The organism is Megalodesulfovibrio gigas DSM 1382 = ATCC 19364 (assembly GCF_000468495.1).
GTDB lineage: Bacteria > Desulfobacterota > Desulfovibrionia > Desulfovibrionales > Desulfovibrionaceae > Megalodesulfovibrio > Megalodesulfovibrio gigas.
Genome location: NC_022444.1, coordinates 3,663,465 through 3,677,273 on the forward strand (window position 1 = coordinate 3,663,465; position 13,809 = coordinate 3,677,273).

The following is a 13,809-nucleotide window of genomic DNA, read 5'->3' on the forward strand; positions in this document are numbered from 1 at the left end:
AAAACCGGCGCAGCAGCCAGGGGAAACCCGCAGGGCTGCGCGCCGGAACAATGCGTGGATATGCGCAGGAAGGGCGGCTTATTCGGGCTTGTCGCCATCCTTCTTGTCGGTCTTTTCGGTCACCTTTTCTTTGGGGGTGACGTCGATTTCATCGGGCTCGGACGTGGCCCGCTTGAAATTGCGGATGGCTTTGCCCATGCCGCCGCCGATTTCCGGCAGTTTGTTGGCCCCGAAAACGACCAGCACAATGCCAAGAATGAGGATGAGTTCCCAGATGCCGAGGCCACCGATCATGGCGCTGCTCCTTGTAGGGTCATGCTGCAGGCGGTCCATCCACCTGCCGGCGTCTGGCCGGGTGCAGGCGGCGTCGTACGGCAGACTGCATCCAGGCGAGACATGCTGCGTATACTCACGCCACCCGGCAGGGTCAAGGTGCAATTTGCCCCGGTGGCCTGCCGGCCCTTGCTTGCCTGGGCGCAAGCGTGTAGAAAACACTTTTTTTGCCCGGTTGCAGGCTCAACAGCATCATGACGCGTCGTCTCCTCCACTTTCCCGGCCAGGGGTGCCGATATTACGTCCACGGGCGCTGCCTGCTGGAGGAACGCCGCAATCCAGGCCTGGAACTGGCATGGCGTTGCCGCGTGCTGCAGTCCTGGGGCGACGCCTATGATCGGTTTCTGGATCAGGTCGAGGCCTTTTCCTTGTCGGACGAGACGGCCATGCGCATCTGGAAGCGCCGCATGCAGCATCTGGGGCATCCCCGGCAATGGTGCGACGAGTTCGTGCCCGCCTTCGATGCCGACAACGCCCCCGAACTGCCCTCGGGCGTGGCTGCCGACGAGGTGGCCAGCGTGGGCTGCCTCCACATTCTGGAAGATCTCTGCTTGAAGGAACTGCCGGCCTGTGCCGGTGTGTGCGCATACTTCGAACCGCGACGGGAACATGCCGCCGCGGAGGATGGGCATCGCCATGAATGACACGCCATTGCGTCTTGTGTTTCCCTGTCTGCATCCCGCCATGTGCGCCGTCGCGCCGCAGGGAGCAGTGTTTCTGGACCCTGGCCTTGCCCCGCCGCCGCTGCGGGCAGGCATGTGCATGCCCGAAACCCTGCCCATGAATCGGCAGATGGCCCGGGCCTGCCTGGCCGAGATGCTGGCCTTTGGGGCGCGGTTCAAAAAACCTGGAGACATGGCCTATTTTTCCGTGGCCGGCATGGAAAACTTCTATGACGGCACCGCCATGGACATTCGCGATGAGCTGGAGATCCTGGCCGGCCAGGACAACCCCGGCGCGAAGCTGGAAGAAAAGCGGCTGGCCGCCCAGCGCCTGCTGCTGCTGGCCTGGCACCTGGAGGAAAAGCGGCTGGAGGTGCGGGACGCTGCCGAGACGCTGCGATCCCTGAACCTGCGGTTCACCTCGTCGGTGACGGAAGACGAAGATCTCCATGCCGGAAGCGACATCCCCGATGATCCCGAGCTGGCCCGTCTGGTGGGCGAACTGACGCCCAGGGAGCTGGATTTCGATCCTGCCGCCGCCGGCGACCTGGACTGGCGCCGGCTGGCCGAGGCCGTGTTGCTGCTGCTGCCCGAGGGCGCGGAGCTGGCCATCTGCGAGCCGCACATCATCGCAGACCTGGGCCTGACCGGGCCGGCAGACCTGCCCGGCTGGCGCATCCTGGGCCTGACCGGGCCGGATGCCCAGCGGCCCTGGCTGGATCGTCCGGTGCGCTGCCACCCACCCCTGACCGGCGATTCCGGGGAGGCCCAGGCATGAGAATGCCGATTCAGATAGGCCCCGTGACGTCCTCGGCATTGTTCCAGGGCATCAAGGGCTTCATCTTCGATTGCGACGGCGTGCTCTTCGATACCCACGAGTCGAACGCGCAATACTACAACGCCATTCGCAGCCGGCTGGGGCTGGGGCCCATGACGCCAGCCCAGGAAGCCTATTGCCACGTGCACACGGTGCTGGATTGCATTGCCCATGTCACCCCGCCGGGGATGCTGCCCCAGGCCCTCCAAGCCAGGAAGGACGTGAGCTACACGCGGGAAATCCTGCCGCACCTGCGTCCCTTTCCCGGACTGTACGAGGTGCTGGACGCCCTGCGCGCCCGCAAGTACCGCCTGGCTGTGCATACCAACCGCAGCACCACCATGGAAAACGTGGCCTCGCGCTACGGGCTGGTGGGGTACTTCTTTCCGCTGATGACGGCCGGCAAGGCCCAGGCCAAGCCGCATCCCGAGGGCGTGCATCGCATTCTGACTGCCTGGGGGATGAAGCGTGAAGATGTTGTCTTTATTGGGGATTCTCGTATAGACCAAGCCTGTGCCGCCCGGGCAGGAGTGCGGTTCTGGGTATTCGGGGATCAGCCCCTTGCCGCCGAGGCCCGCATCCCGGACTGGCATTGCCTGCTCCAGGCACTGATGCGCCTTTGATGACAGGATGTTGCAGATTCTGCTTGATTTCTGATGACGCACACGTAAGAATCGTACCAACAGTCGCAGCCGTCTCTGGCGAACGGCGCGTGAAACGGAGGGGAATGATGAGTGTATTCAACAATTTGCTGGCCACTCTGGCCGGTATTTTGAGCCTGGTCCTCAACATTTATTTTTGGATCGTCATTGTCTCCGCCGTGTTGTCCTGGGTGAATCCGGACCCGTACAATCCCATTGTCCGCGCCATTCGCGGCATGACCGAGCCAGTATTCCGTCGCCTGCGCCGCACCTTTCCGTTCCTGGTGGTGGGCGGGATGGATCTGGCGCCCATCGCTGTCATCCTGATCATCTACCTGATCCAGGGCGTGGTGGTGCAGACACTCTACGACATGGCCGGCCGCGTGCCGACGCTCCGGTAACGCACACCAAAGGACGCTTGATGCCCACTTCGCCCGCAGCCCGTCCTCCCTACGCAGAGCCCGCCGGTCCTGGCGTGTGGCGGCTCAGGGTCTGGGTGCAGCCGGGGGCGAAGAGTGAAGGTCCTGCGGGTGAGTATCAAGGCTGCCTGAAGCTCAAGGTGGCCGCTCCTGCCGTGGACAACAAAGCCAACGCTGCCCTGGTGAAGCTCGTGGCCAGGGTGCTGGGCTGCCGGGCTTCATCTGTGCAGGTGGAATCGGGCCAGACCAGCCGCAAAAAGGCCCTGCGTATTGAACTCCCAGCTGAACCCGCCTGGAGCCGCCTTGCGGCCGGCCAGGCAGAACCATCCTGAGGAAAGGAGACACTCCATGGAAGCGAACGAGCTGACCTTGATCGAGCAGTTTCGGGACAAGGACACGGAGCTGCAAACGCTCTGGGAAGAGCATCTCCTGTACGAAAAGCAGCTGGAAAAGCTGGAATCCAAGCCGTTCCTATCCCCCCAGGAAGACCTGTTGGTGAAGGATATCAAAAAGAAAAAGCTGCTGGGCAAGACCCGCATGCAAGCCATCATCGATCGGTATAAAAGCTAGGAGAGCGACACATGCCCAAGACAGGGGCGCAGATCCTGCTGGAATGTCTGGTGCGTGAGGGCGTGGACGCCTTGTTCGGGTACCCCGGCGGCGCCATCATCGACATCTACGACCAGCTCCCCAATTATCCTCTCAAGCATATTCTGGTGCGTCATGAACAGGGCGCAGTGCATATGGCGGACGGCTACGCCCGGGCTTCGGGCAAGGTCGGCTGCGCCCTGGTCACCTCTGGTCCCGGCGCCACCAACGCCGTCACCGGCATTGCCAATGCGTATCTGGACTCCATCCCCCTGGTGGTCATCACCGGGCAGGTGCCCACACCGCTCATCGGCAACGACGCGTTCCAGGAGGTGGATATTGTCGGCATCACCCGGCCCTGCACCAAGCATAATTTTTTGGTGAAGGATCTGGAATCGTTGCCGCTGATCATCCGCCGGGCCTTCCACCTGGCCCGCACCGGCCGCCCCGGCCCCGTGCTGGTGGATGTGCCCAAGGACATCCAACAAAAAAAGATGGCCTTCAAGTTCCCCTCGGACAAAGCCGTGGCCATGCGCAGCTACAATCCCACGGTGCAGCCCAACAAGCAGCAGCTCAAGAAGGCTGTGGAGCTGCTGCTGGGAGCCAAACGGCCCATCATTTACGCCGGCGGCGGCATCATCAGTTCCAACGCTGCGGACCCCCTGGCTTGGCTGGCCAGAACGCTGCAGATTCCCGTCACCGCCACCCTCATGGGCCTGGGCTGCTTCCCCGGGGAAGACCCGCTCTTCCTGGGCATGCTGGGCATGCATGGCACCTATGCCGCCAACATGGCCATCACCCACAGCGATGTGATGCTGGCCGTGGGCGCGCGCTTTGACGACCGGGTGACCGGCAAGCTGGCCACCTTTGCCCCGCATGCCAAGATTGTCCATGTGGATATCGATCCCACCTCCATCCGCAAGAACGTGCGCGTGGATGTGCCTGTGGTGGCGGATTGTCGCCTGGCCCTGGAAGGCCTCAAGGAGATTGTGGAAGCCCGGCTGACGGAAAAAGACTGGGCCGGCGCGCACTCTCCCTGGCTTGGCCAGTGCAAGGAATGGGCGACCCTGCATCCCCTTACCTGGAAAGAGAACGGCGGCATCAAGCCCCAGTACGTGGTGGACGCCATCTACCGCCTGAGCAAGGGGCAGGCCATCATCGCCACGGAAGTGGGCCAGAACCAGATGTGGGCCGCGCAGTTCTACAAATACAATACCCCCCGCACCCTGCTCACCTCCGGCGGCCTGGGCACCATGGGCTTCGGCCTGCCTGCGGCCATCGGCGCGCAGATCGCCTTCCCGGACAGGCTCGTGGTGGACGTGGCCGGCGATGGCTCCATCCAGATGAACATCCAGGAGCTCATCACCGCTGTGTGCAACAAGCTGCCGGTGAAGGTCGTCATCCTGAACAATGGCTACCTGGGCATGGTGCGGCAGTGGCAGGAGCTGTTTTACGCCAAAAACTATTGCGGCACGTGCATGGACGCCCAGCCGGACTTCGTGGCCCTGGCCAGGGCCTACGGCGCCGTGGGCCTGCGCGCCACGACCAAGGACGAGGTGGAGCCGGTGCTGGAAGAAGCCTTCCGCACGCCGAACACCGTGATTGTGGATGTGCGCGTGGAGCGGGAGGAAAACGTCTACCCCATGATTCCGGCAGGCGCCTCCCTTACTGAAATGCTGCTGGTGTAAGGAGATTTCCCGTGCGACACGTGCTCTCCGTGCTTGTGGAAAACGAACCGGGCGTGCTCTCCCGCATCTCCGGGCTTTTTTCCGGCCGCGGGTTCAATATCGAAACATTGAACGTCGGCCCCACGCTGGAAGAAGGCGTCTCGGTGATGACCATCACCACCACCGGGGACGATCAGATCATCGAACAGATCATCAAACAACTGCGCAAGCTCGTCACCGTCATCAAGGTGGTGGACCTCACGGAGCTGACCAGCGTGGAGCTGGAGATGATGCTGCTCAAGGTGCACGCGGAAGACTCCAAAAAGGCGGAAATCTTCCGCCTGCTGGACGTGTTTCGCTGCAAGATCGTGGATGTGGGCCAGGACGACATCATCGTCGAGACCACCGGCGACCACGACAAGCTGCGTGCCCTGGTGACACTCTTGCAACGCTACGGCATCAAGGAGATGGCCCGCACCGGCGCCGTGGCCCTCAAACGCTCCTTGCAACTGGATTAAACTCGCAACTGCCTCATTTGATAAGGATTCTTCAATCATGAAAGTGTATTACGATTCCGACGCTGACCTCTCCCTGCTCAAAGGCAAGACCATCGCCATCATCGGCTATGGCAGCCAGGGCCATGCCCATGCCCAGAATCTGCGCGATTCCGGCTGCCACGTGGTGGTGGGCCAGCGTCCCGGCGGCAAGAATTACGAGCTGGCCAAGGAACACGGCTTTGCGCCCATGAGCGCCGCCGAGGCCGCCAAGGCTGCGGATTGCATCATGATCCTGCTGCCGGATCAGCACCAGGCCCAGGTGTATGCCGAAGAAATCAAGCCTCACCTCACCGCGGGCAAGACGCTCTTTTTTGCCCACGGCTTCAACATCCACTTCAAGCAGATTGTGCCCGCGGCAGACGTGAACGTGGTCATGGTGGCCCCCAAGGGCCCCGGCCATCTGGTGCGCCGCGTGTTCACCGAAGGCGGCGGCGTGCCCTGCCTGGTGGCCGTGCATCAGGACGCCACCGGCAATGCCCTGCAGGTTGCCCTGGCCTATGCCAAGGGTGTGGGCGGCGCGCGCTCCGGCGTGATTGAAACCACCTTCGAAGAAGAAACCGAAACCGACCTCTTCGGCGAACAGGTGGTGCTCTGCGGCGGCCTTTCCTCCCTCATTCAGGCCGGCTTCGAAACCTTGGTGGAAGCAGGCTACCAGCCTGAAATCGCCTACTTCGAATGCCTGCACGAAGTGAAGCTTATCGTGGACCTGATCTACGAAGGCGGCATGGCCAAGATGCGTCACTCCATCTCCGACACCGCCGAATACGGCGACCTCACCCGCGGCCCCCGCGTGGTGACCGAGGAGACCAAGAAGGAGATGAAGCAGATCCTCAAGGAAATCCAGACGGGTGTGTTCGCCAAGGAATTCATCCTGGAAAACAAGGCCGGCGGGGCCCACTTCCAGGCCCTGCGCCGTATCGGCGCACGCCACCAGATTGAAGAGGTGGGCGGCAAGCTGCGGGACATGATGCCCTGGCTGAAGAAGTAGAGCATGTTACTCTTGAAAAAGGACATTGCGAGAGAGGAAACCTTTTTGCAAAAGNGGGGAAGAACCTTTCTTTAGAAAGGTTTTCCCCCGAGAGTTCTTTTCAAAAACAACGTGCTCTCGCCGCGGGTACGCACACACGACGGCATCGGGCCGGCAGATCTCACGATCTGTCGGCCCGTTCTGAGTGGAAGATCGATCAGAACGCCTGCAGCTCCAGGCCCAGGGGCGAGGCACCGTGGCTGCGCTGCGCGACAGGCGCGACAGGGGTGACAGACGCGACAGGGGTGACAGAGGGGAGAGACCGGACAGCAGCAACGGGCGCAACCGGTGTGATGGGCGCGGGCCGGGAGGGCTTCTCCGTATCCCGGCGCTGCGCGACAGGCTGCGATGGGCGCTGCGCCTGGATGCCCCGGGACGAACTGGCCGCCGGGCCTGCCACGGATTCGTTGAGGCGTTGTTCGGCCTGCTGGGCGGCCGCTGTCAGCACCGGGTCCACCTTATCCCGCAGGATCTGATCAATGCGCGCCATGGCCTGCTGTTCCACCTGCCGTGCGCCGGTCTGCCACAGGGCAATGGTTTCCTTCCAGCCGTGCCCGTCCAGCAGGCCCAGGGCCACAAAGCCGTGCATGAACACCACGCAGGCCAGGGGCCAGCACAGGGCTTCCAGGCCAAACCGCACCAGAATTCTTGAGAAAGGGCGTTTTTTCATGGACATCGCCTCAGCGTGACAGGGCGGCAGGAATTGCCGGCCTGGGTTTCTGTCCAGGTCTTGAGCAAAAGGCATACCCGTCTGCGGCGAAAGTCTCTTTTGCTTTTGCCGGGAATGCGCTACCATAAAAAATGAAGATGTCCTGCGCCTGTGGTGCCGTTACGGTGCATGGCGTTGTTTGCGAAAGTCCGTGTGAGCCCCGGCAAGGGAGATGCCATGAGCGAGGAGCTGCTGAATCGTCACGTCAAATGCCCCACCTGCGGCGATTTGTTCACCATCCAGCGAGGGTTGGCCGAAGCGGGCGGTGACCTGGCGGCGGTGGACGGGATTCCGGGCAGTGATCGGCGCCGCACCAGCAGAGCACCCACGGTTTCCATCCGCATCCTGCACGAGGATTCGCTGCGCGAATTTCCCGTCAAGGACATCACGCCCAAAGGCCTCGGCATCCTCCATCTGGGCTGGCGGTTCGAACTGGGACGCGTGATCCTGTTCGACCTCATCGAAGGCTACAAGTTTTTGCTCAAGGGGCTTGCGGCCAAGGTGGTGCGCATTGACGACGAGGCCATCGGCTGCGTGTTCGAGAACGTGGCGGAAGAGGAAATCACGCCAATTTACCACGCTGCCTTGACCAAAAAGGTCGTCAGCGGCAAAATCCTGCTGCATGATGATGACACGATGGAATAGGCCGGCCCCACCCGCGCCTGGCGACGCCTGCCGCAACTCCCGCAACCGCCAAGGGAACCACGATGGTTGAACACCCTCACCGCGCCGCCACGTCCCCGCCGTCCGCTGCCGAACCCGCCTTCCATCTGGTGATTCGATTCGGAACGCAGCAGTTCGTGCTTGGGGGCCAGGACGACGGCGCAACCAGTCTTTCCATGGGGCGGGAAAAGGGCAACGATCTCGTGGCGCCGCAAAAGTTCGTCTCTCGCCGGCATGCCACCATCGAACGCGTGCGCGACCGGTTTGTCTTCACAGACACCAGCGCCAACGGCACCTACATCCAGCCTGCCGGCCAGGACCTGCTGCACATCCAGGGAGCCAAGGTGTTTCTGGAGGGCAGGGGGGTGCTTTCCCTGGGAATGCACCTGGACAAGCCCGAGGCCCTGCGCATCGAATACGCATTGGAATGATTCCATCTCCACTGCGGCGGGCACTGCCTGTACAGCGGAGAGGGAATCGCTTGCGCTCTCCCCTTCCAAAACTTTCATAGTGACCTTGAATCACAATAAAAAAGTCTTTGGAAAGGGGGTTCGGGGGAAAACCTTTCTTCAGAAAGGTTTTCCCCCGAGAGTTCTTTTCAAAAACAACGTGCTCTAAAGAGGACTCGCCCTACGGCGCCAGGAACCGGGCTGCAGCCCAGCCGGTGATGGGCGTGCCGGGCAGGCGGACAAAAAAGAACCCGTTCTCGAATCCCTCCACCCGCAGTTGCTGCCCGCGGTGCACCACGGCGGCCACAGGGCAGGCCGGTGCCGGGCAGGTGCGGATGTTCAGCGACCGGGCAGTCACGATCTTCATGCCTTGCGGGCCACGCGGCGGTGGCGGAGGTGGTGGCGGAGGCGGGGGCGGCAGGGGCAGGCAGCGCCCCTGTTGCCAGACATGGCCGGGCGGACATTGGGCCAGGGCGGTGGCAGCCGGGGCGAGCACCAGGGCGGCAATCGCCAGCGCCAGCATCAGCATGACATTTCGCATGGTGGCACCTTCCTGAACGCTGGATCAATGGATGACGTGCACAGCAGCATAGCAGCCGTCGCAAGGCGCGGCAATGCGGCGTTCACTTCAGGATCACCAGCAGCGCGGGGCCAGGGGCTCAAAGGCGCCGGATTCCGGCAAATAGCTCATCAGGTCGCCGGTGCGCAGGTCGAAGTACCAGCCGTGCAGGAAGAGCGTACCTGCCTCCACACGTTGCTTGACCCAGGGAAAGGTGAGCAGATTTTCCAGGGAGACAAGGATGGCTGCCTGTTCGCAGGCTTGCTGCTGGAGGTCGGTGGGCTTGTCGCCCAGGTCGGTCAGGGTCTGCAGGCGGGCGCGGTCGGCAATGCGCACCCAGTTGCCCAGGAATTCGGTTTTCTGGTCCTGGTGTTCCTGCAGGGTCATCAGGGTCTGGATGCCGCCGCAGCAGGCATGGCCCAGGACGATGATGTGTTCCACTTCCAGCCGGGTCACGCCATGTTCCAGGGCGGCGCTCACGCCGTGCAGCCCGGCGTCGGGCTCGTAGGGCGGGACCAGATTGGCCACGTTGCGCACCACCAGCAACTCGCCGGGCTGGCTGCCGGTGAGGATGGCCGGGTCCACCCGGGAGTCGATGCAGGCAATGACCAGGGTGCGCGGTTTCTGGCCGCCTTTCAGGATGTCATAGAGGCTGGAATCGTCGCAGAAAAAGCGTTTCTGAAAACTTTGGAAGCCTTTGATGAAGCGGGCGATGTCGTGCATGGTCCTGTGGTGGGGCAAGGGTTGCTGCCGGGAGAGGGCAGGAGATTGGACCTTTTATCCACAACGGCGGCGGCCCGCAAGTCCCCCCGTGGCGGGATGATATGGAGCTGTGCGGGACGCCATCACATTATTTTTTGGCAATAACCCAGATGGCATGCACCAGACCGGGGATGTAGCCCAGCAGGGTGAGCAGGATGTTGATCCAGAAATGCTTGCCGATGCCCACCTGCAGGAACACGCCCAGGGGCGGGATGATGACGGACAGGACAATACGGATGAAATCGGCCATGGGAGCTCCTTGGCGAAATATCGTGGGTGTGCGCCTGCCCGTTCTGGCAGGCCGCGATGTTCCCTGTATACCCAAACTTGCAGGGCGAGGCAAACCCCCGCCGCCGCCTCGCCGGCTGCCGTGCCGGCCTCCGGAAGCGCTCCTGGCCACGTCTTACAGCCTCCTTCGTTCAAAAAATCGGAACAGCAGGCCTGCGCCAGCCGCCAGCAGCAGGATCACCGGCCATGGCCCGGTGCCCAGGGCCTCGCCCAGGGTCAGCTTGCCCAGGTCGCCCCAGGCCAGCACCGTGCGTTGGAGCAGGGGATACAGCTCCGCGAACAAGCCCGCGCCCAGCACCATGCCCGCCAGGGCCCACAGGCCGTCCAGCCGGCCCTCGCCCAGGGCTCCGGCCGCCGTGCCCGGGCAGTAGCCGCACAGGCCCCAGCCCACGCCGAACAGCAGGCCGCCCAGCACCACGCCGCCGATGTTGAAGCTCTTGATGGAAAAAGACACCACCCCCACGGCCGCCAGCAGATGCAGCCCCACCGCGCCCACCACCACGGTGGTGAGCATGAACTTGACGATGGTCATATCCTTGAGTCGCAGCGCGCCCAATTGCTTGTCGTAGCGCAGCACCCGGCAGCGCTGCAGCAGCACGCCGAAGAGCGCGCCCGTCACCAGTCCCCACAGCAAATCCATGCGCGCCCCCTATTTCCCTTTGTACAGAATCCGGGCCATGACCAGCCCCCCGACGAAAAAGCACACCAAAGCCACGAAGCTGGATACCGCCAACTGCACCGACCCTGAAAGCCCGTGCCCGCTGGGACAGCCGCCGGCCAGACGAGCGCCGATGATGGCCAGCACTCCGCCGCCAAAGGCCGTCACCGCGCGCAGCCGTGGCCGGTCGCCAAAGCGGGCCCGCCAGGAGTCCGGTACGGCCGTGATGCGAAAGGACCGGTTCAGCATGGAGGACACCAAGGACCCCAGCATCACCCCGGCCACGAACATCCATTGCCAGTCCACCCGGGGCAGTTCCTTTTTGAAATAGGCGTTGTCCGCCACATGGTCAGGGGCGAAGAGCAGTTCCAGCAGGCCGGCGGCACGCACGAAGGTGGTGGATGCTCCGAAGTATTTGTCCACAAACACCACGGAGGCGATGAGCAGCAGTCCGGCCAGGGCACCGCCTACATAGGGATTCATGGGGCCGGGTTCTGCTGGCAGGCGGGGCACAATGCGCCGCATGGGACCTCCTTTTGCACGAAGCACGGCTAGGGCAAGTTATCTTTGAAAGGAGTTCTCGGGGGACAACCTTTCTGAAGAAAGGTTCNGAGCGCAAGAGGGGAGAACCTGTTGCAAAAGGTTTCCCCTCTCGCAAAATCCTTTTCCAAAATTAACGTGCTCTATTCGCCGGCTTCAGGCAGCTTTTTGTGGCAGAACCACCAGTCGTAACACTCGAACTCGCCGCCGGTCAGGCGTTCCTTGGCAGTCTTGCGATCCTTGGCAGGCGGGACGATGACGCCGTCGCCGATGAGTTCGTTGGCCGGCCAGCCGGCAGGCACGGCCACCTGGTTCTTGTCCGAGGTCTGCAGGGCCTTGAGGGCGCGCAGGATCTCATCCATGTTGCGGCCGATTTCCTGCGGGTAGTAGATCATCAGGCGGATGATGCCTTCGGGATCCACAATGAACACCGCGCGCACGGTGTTGGAGCCTTTGCCGGGGTGGAGCATGCCCAGGGACTTGGCGATCTCGCCCATGTCGTCGGCAATGACCGGGAAGTCGATGGCAATGCCGAGTTTTTCTTCAATCCAGTCAATCCATTTGATGTGGGAGAAGATCTGGTCGATGGACAGGCCGATGAGCTCGCAATTCTGGGCCCGGAATTCCTCGGCCCGTTTTTGGAACGCCACGAATTCCGTGGTGCAGACCGGGGTGAAGTCTGCCGGATGGCTGAACAGCACAAACCAGCGGCCTTTCATGTCATGCGGGAGCTTGATGGGCCCCATGGTGGTCAGGGCTTTGATTTTTGGGAGTTTTTCACCAAGAAGGGGAATGCCGTGCGTCTCTTCCATGATACCCTCCGATATCATTGCACATGAGGTTTTGGGGAACCATAGCAGATTTCACGCATCCTGCAACGGGAAATCCTGTTTGGCCAACCGGGACAGGGGGGGAGTGGTCGCCATTTGACAGGCTGGCCCCCTTCGGACTACCACCGCCCTGCGTCACGCATTTTTCCATTCACCCGATCCCATCACACAACGCATCATGACCACCACTCGCTTTGCTCCCAGCCCCACCGGCGCGCTGCACATCGGCGGCGCCCGTACGGCCATCTTTTCCTGGCTCCTGGCCCGCAACCAGGGCGGCGCCTTCCGTCTGCGCATCGAAGACACGGACCGCGAACGCTCCCTGCCCGAACACACCGCCGCCATTCTCGAAGCCCTGGCCTGGCTGGGCCTGGACTGGGATGACGAGACCGTCTACCAGCGCCAGCGCGAAGCGCGGCACCTGGCTGCCGTGCAGCAGCTCCTGGACCAGGGCAAGGCCTACTGGTGCGAGTGCACCCCCGAAGAAGTGGACGCCATGCGCGAAACCGCCCGCGCCGCCGGCAAGAAGCCCAAGTACGACGGCCGCTGCCGCTGCAAGGGCCTGGGACCCGGACCGGGCCGGGTGGTGCGTTTTCTGCTGGAGGACGGCCCCCGCGTGGTGGTGGAGGACATGGTCAAGGGCCATGTGGCCGTGGAGCGCGAGGAACTGGACGACATGATCCTCCTGCGCAGCGACGGCGCGCCCGTGTACAACCTGGCCGTGGTGGTGGACGATCACGAAATGGGCGTCACCCATGTGCTGCGGGGTGAGGATCATCTGCCCAACACCCCCAAGCAGATGCTGCTGTACCAGGCCCTGGGCTGGGAAACGCCGCGCTTCGGCCATGTGCCCCTTATCCACGGGGCGGACGGCAAGAAGCTCTCCAAGCGTCACGGCGCCCGCGCGGTGCTGGAATACCGGGACGAAGGCGTGCTGCCCGAGGCCCTGGTGAATTATCTGGTGCGCCTGGGCTGGGCCTGCGGGGATCAGGAAATCTTCAGCCGCGAGGAGCTGATCAAGAGCTTCACCACGGACAACTTGTCCTCTTCGCCGGCACGGTTCGATCCGGAAAAGCTCCTCTGGCTCTCCGGACACTACATCAAGGAAGCGCCCGCGGAGCGACTGGCCGCGCTCCTGCCTGCCTACGTCGAGGCCCAGGGCCTGCCCGTGCCCGGCCCGGAGGATCTGGCCGCCATCATCCACCTGTTCAAGCCCCGTGCCCGGACCCTGGTGGAAATGGCCCAGGCCGCAGCCTTCCTGCTGGTGGACGACGACGCCCTGACCTATGACGCCGCCGCCCTGGGCAAGCTGCTGTCGCCTCCCCCTCGGGCACTCTTCGAAGGGCTGCTGGCCCGGTTGGAACAGGCCGACGCCTTCACCGCCGAGGCGCTGGAAGGCCTGCTCAAGGAATATGTGGCCGAGGCCGGAGTGAAATTCAAGGAACTGGGCCCGCCCCTGCGCGTGGCCCTGACCGGCGGCACCAACAGCCCGGATCTTTCCCACACCATGGCCGCCCTGGGCAAGGCCCGTTGCCTGGCCCGCATCCGGCGGGTGCTGAAGGAACAGAGCGCCTGAGCGCATTGGCCAGCCAGGCCCCTAGAGCACGTTGTTTTTGAAAAGAACTCTCGGGGGAAAACCT

20 protein-coding genes are annotated in these 13,809 nt (G+C 63.0%); 12 read left to right on the plus strand and 8 right to left on the minus strand.

The annotated features are described in order from the left end of the window. Positions 1-78: 78 nt before the first annotated feature. Positions 79-294, minus strand: coding sequence for a twin-arginine translocase TatA/TatE family subunit (locus DGI_RS16135; RefSeq protein ID WP_021762305.1), 216 nt, complete (start codon positions 292-294; stop codon positions 79-81). Between the two features lie 233 nt (positions 295-527). On the opposite strand from DGI_RS16135, the gene DGI_RS16140 reads away from it, so the two are divergent. From DGI_RS16140 to ilvC, 9 genes are all read left to right on the plus strand, one after another. Then, positions 528-977, plus strand: coding sequence for a hypothetical protein (locus DGI_RS16140; protein ID WP_051286669.1), 450 nt, complete (start codon positions 528-530; stop codon positions 975-977). Continuing rightward, positions 970-1,773 carry a hypothetical protein gene (locus DGI_RS16145; RefSeq protein WP_027193342.1) on the plus strand — a complete coding sequence of 268 codons (804 nt, stop codon included), beginning with the start codon at positions 970-972 and terminating at the stop codon, positions 1,771-1,773. The genes DGI_RS16140 and DGI_RS16145 overlap by 8 nt, the downstream gene beginning before the upstream one ends. Then, the gene (locus tag DGI_RS16150; protein WP_081696959.1) at positions 1,770-2,435 is read left to right on the plus strand and encodes an HAD family hydrolase; all 666 of its coding nucleotides are present in this window, start codon (positions 1,770-1,772) and stop codon (positions 2,433-2,435) included. The genes DGI_RS16145 and DGI_RS16150 overlap by 4 nt, the downstream gene beginning before the upstream one ends. A gap of 107 nt (positions 2,436-2,542) precedes the next feature. Next, positions 2,543-2,854: a YggT family protein gene (locus DGI_RS16155; RefSeq protein WP_021762309.1), complete on the plus strand. Its 312-nt coding sequence runs from the start codon at positions 2,543-2,545 to the stop codon at positions 2,852-2,854. A gap of 20 nt (positions 2,855-2,874) precedes the next feature. Then, positions 2,875-3,204 (plus strand): DUF167 domain-containing protein, encoded by a 330-nt coding sequence (locus DGI_RS16160; protein ID WP_021762310.1) that lies wholly within the window; start codon positions 2,875-2,877, stop codon positions 3,202-3,204. Between the two features lie 16 nt (positions 3,205-3,220). Further along, entirely contained in the window at positions 3,221-3,442 is a 222-nt protein-coding gene (locus tag DGI_RS16165; protein ID WP_021762311.1) for a DUF465 domain-containing protein, read from the plus strand. Between the two features lie 11 nt (positions 3,443-3,453). Then, complete coding sequence (ilvB, locus tag DGI_RS16170; RefSeq protein ID WP_021762312.1) at positions 3,454-5,148, plus strand: biosynthetic-type acetolactate synthase large subunit; 1,695 nt, start codon at positions 3,454-3,456, stop codon at positions 5,146-5,148. An 11-nt stretch (positions 5,149-5,159) separates the two neighbouring features. After that, positions 5,160-5,645 carry an acetolactate synthase small subunit gene (gene ilvN / locus DGI_RS16175; protein ID WP_021762313.1) on the plus strand — a complete coding sequence of 162 codons (486 nt, stop codon included), beginning with the start codon at positions 5,160-5,162 and terminating at the stop codon, positions 5,643-5,645. 37 nt (positions 5,646-5,682) lie between these two features. Continuing rightward, entirely contained in the window at positions 5,683-6,672 is a 990-nt protein-coding gene (gene ilvC, locus DGI_RS16180) for a ketol-acid reductoisomerase (protein WP_021762314.1), read from the plus strand. A 196-nt stretch (positions 6,673-6,868) separates the two neighbouring features. On the opposite strand, the gene DGI_RS18865 is transcribed toward ilvC, so the two are convergent. Next, positions 6,869-7,381 (minus strand): hypothetical protein, encoded by a 513-nt coding sequence (locus DGI_RS18865; RefSeq protein WP_021762315.1) that lies wholly within the window; start codon positions 7,379-7,381, stop codon positions 6,869-6,871. 216 nt (positions 7,382-7,597) lie between these two features. On the opposite strand from DGI_RS18865, the gene DGI_RS16190 reads away from it, so the two are divergent. Both DGI_RS16190 and DGI_RS16195 read left to right on the plus strand, forming a co-directional pair. Continuing rightward, entirely contained in the window at positions 7,598-8,065 is a 468-nt protein-coding gene (locus DGI_RS16190) for a PilZ domain-containing protein (protein WP_021762316.1), read from the plus strand. 62 nt (positions 8,066-8,127) lie between these two features. After that, positions 8,128-8,514: an FHA domain-containing protein gene (locus tag DGI_RS16195; protein WP_021762317.1), complete on the plus strand. Its 387-nt coding sequence runs from the start codon at positions 8,128-8,130 to the stop codon at positions 8,512-8,514. 199 nt (positions 8,515-8,713) lie between these two features. On the opposite strand, the gene DGI_RS17590 is transcribed toward DGI_RS16195, so the two are convergent. From DGI_RS17590 to DGI_RS16225, 6 genes are all read right to left on the minus strand, one after another. Further along, positions 8,714-9,073 (minus strand): SH3 domain-containing protein, encoded by a 360-nt coding sequence (locus tag DGI_RS17590; RefSeq protein ID WP_021762318.1) that lies wholly within the window; start codon positions 9,071-9,073, stop codon positions 8,714-8,716. A 93-nt stretch (positions 9,074-9,166) separates the two neighbouring features. Continuing rightward, a complete protein-coding gene (locus DGI_RS16205) occupies positions 9,167-9,814 on the minus strand; it encodes a carbonic anhydrase (RefSeq protein ID WP_021762319.1) in 648 nt (215 codons plus the stop codon). A gap of 127 nt (positions 9,815-9,941) precedes the next feature. Next, complete coding sequence (locus tag DGI_RS18165; RefSeq protein ID WP_021762320.1) at positions 9,942-10,103, minus strand: YqaE/Pmp3 family membrane protein; 162 nt, start codon at positions 10,101-10,103, stop codon at positions 9,942-9,944. Between the two features lie 153 nt (positions 10,104-10,256). Further along, a complete protein-coding gene (locus tag DGI_RS16215; protein ID WP_021762321.1) occupies positions 10,257-10,781 on the minus strand; it encodes a DUF6691 family protein in 525 nt (174 codons plus the stop codon). 9 nt (positions 10,782-10,790) lie between these two features. Further along, positions 10,791-11,324 carry a YeeE/YedE thiosulfate transporter family protein gene (locus tag DGI_RS16220; RefSeq protein WP_034608118.1) on the minus strand — a complete coding sequence of 178 codons (534 nt, stop codon included), beginning with the start codon at positions 11,322-11,324 and terminating at the stop codon, positions 10,791-10,793. Positions 11,325-11,482: 158 nt separating this feature from the next. Beyond that, on the minus strand, positions 11,483-12,151 hold the full coding sequence (locus DGI_RS16225) for a peroxiredoxin (RefSeq protein WP_021762323.1): 669 nt from the start codon (positions 12,149-12,151) through the stop codon (positions 11,483-11,485). A gap of 196 nt (positions 12,152-12,347) precedes the next feature. On the opposite strand from DGI_RS16225, the gene gltX reads away from it, so the two are divergent. Next, a complete protein-coding gene (gene gltX, locus DGI_RS16230; protein WP_021762324.1) occupies positions 12,348-13,745 on the plus strand; it encodes a glutamate--tRNA ligase in 1,398 nt (465 codons plus the stop codon). The last annotated feature ends 64 nt before the right edge of the window (positions 13,746-13,809 follow it).

Coding starts and splice junctions, on each gene's coding strand:
- DGI_RS16135 (WP_021762305.1), bottom strand. CDS start 294: ATGATCGGTGGCCTCGGCATCTGGGAACTCATCCTCATTCTTGGCATT.
- DGI_RS16140 (WP_051286669.1), top strand. CDS start 528: ATGACGCGTCGTCTCCTCCACTTTCCCGGCCAGGGGTGCCGATATTAC.
- DGI_RS16145 (WP_027193342.1), top strand. CDS start 970: ATGAATGACACGCCATTGCGTCTTGTGTTTCCCTGTCTGCATCCCGCC.
- DGI_RS16150 (WP_081696959.1), top strand. CDS start 1,770: ATGAGAATGCCGATTCAGATAGGCCCCGTGACGTCCTCGGCATTGTTC.
- DGI_RS16155 (WP_021762309.1), top strand. CDS start 2,543: ATGAGTGTATTCAACAATTTGCTGGCCACTCTGGCCGGTATTTTGAGC.
- DGI_RS16160 (WP_021762310.1), top strand. CDS start 2,875: ATGCCCACTTCGCCCGCAGCCCGTCCTCCCTACGCAGAGCCCGCCGGT.
- DGI_RS16165 (WP_021762311.1), top strand. CDS start 3,221: ATGGAAGCGAACGAGCTGACCTTGATCGAGCAGTTTCGGGACAAGGAC.
- ilvB (WP_021762312.1), top strand. CDS start 3,454: ATGCCCAAGACAGGGGCGCAGATCCTGCTGGAATGTCTGGTGCGTGAG.
- ilvC (WP_021762314.1), top strand. CDS start 5,683: ATGAAAGTGTATTACGATTCCGACGCTGACCTCTCCCTGCTCAAAGGC.
- DGI_RS18865 (WP_021762315.1), bottom strand. CDS start 7,381: ATGAAAAAACGCCCTTTCTCAAGAATTCTGGTGCGGTTTGGCCTGGAA.
- DGI_RS16190 (WP_021762316.1), top strand. CDS start 7,598: ATGAGCGAGGAGCTGCTGAATCGTCACGTCAAATGCCCCACCTGCGGC.
- DGI_RS16195 (WP_021762317.1), top strand. CDS start 8,128: ATGGTTGAACACCCTCACCGCGCCGCCACGTCCCCGCCGTCCGCTGCC.
- DGI_RS17590 (WP_021762318.1), bottom strand. CDS start 9,073: ATGCGAAATGTCATGCTGATGCTGGCGCTGGCGATTGCCGCCCTGGTG.
- DGI_RS16205 (WP_021762319.1), bottom strand. CDS start 9,814: ATGCACGACATCGCCCGCTTCATCAAAGGCTTCCAAAGTTTTCAGAAA.
- DGI_RS18165 (WP_021762320.1), bottom strand. CDS start 10,103: ATGGCCGATTTCATCCGTATTGTCCTGTCCGTCATCATCCCGCCCCTG.
- DGI_RS16215 (WP_021762321.1), bottom strand. CDS start 10,781: ATGGATTTGCTGTGGGGACTGGTGACGGGCGCGCTCTTCGGCGTGCTG.
- DGI_RS16220 (WP_034608118.1), bottom strand. CDS start 11,324: ATGCGGCGCATTGTGCCCCGCCTGCCAGCAGAACCCGGCCCCATGAAT.
- DGI_RS16225 (WP_021762323.1), bottom strand. CDS start 12,151: ATGGAAGAGACGCACGGCATTCCCCTTCTTGGTGAAAAACTCCCAAAA.
- gltX (WP_021762324.1), top strand. CDS start 12,348: ATGACCACCACTCGCTTTGCTCCCAGCCCCACCGGCGCGCTGCACATC.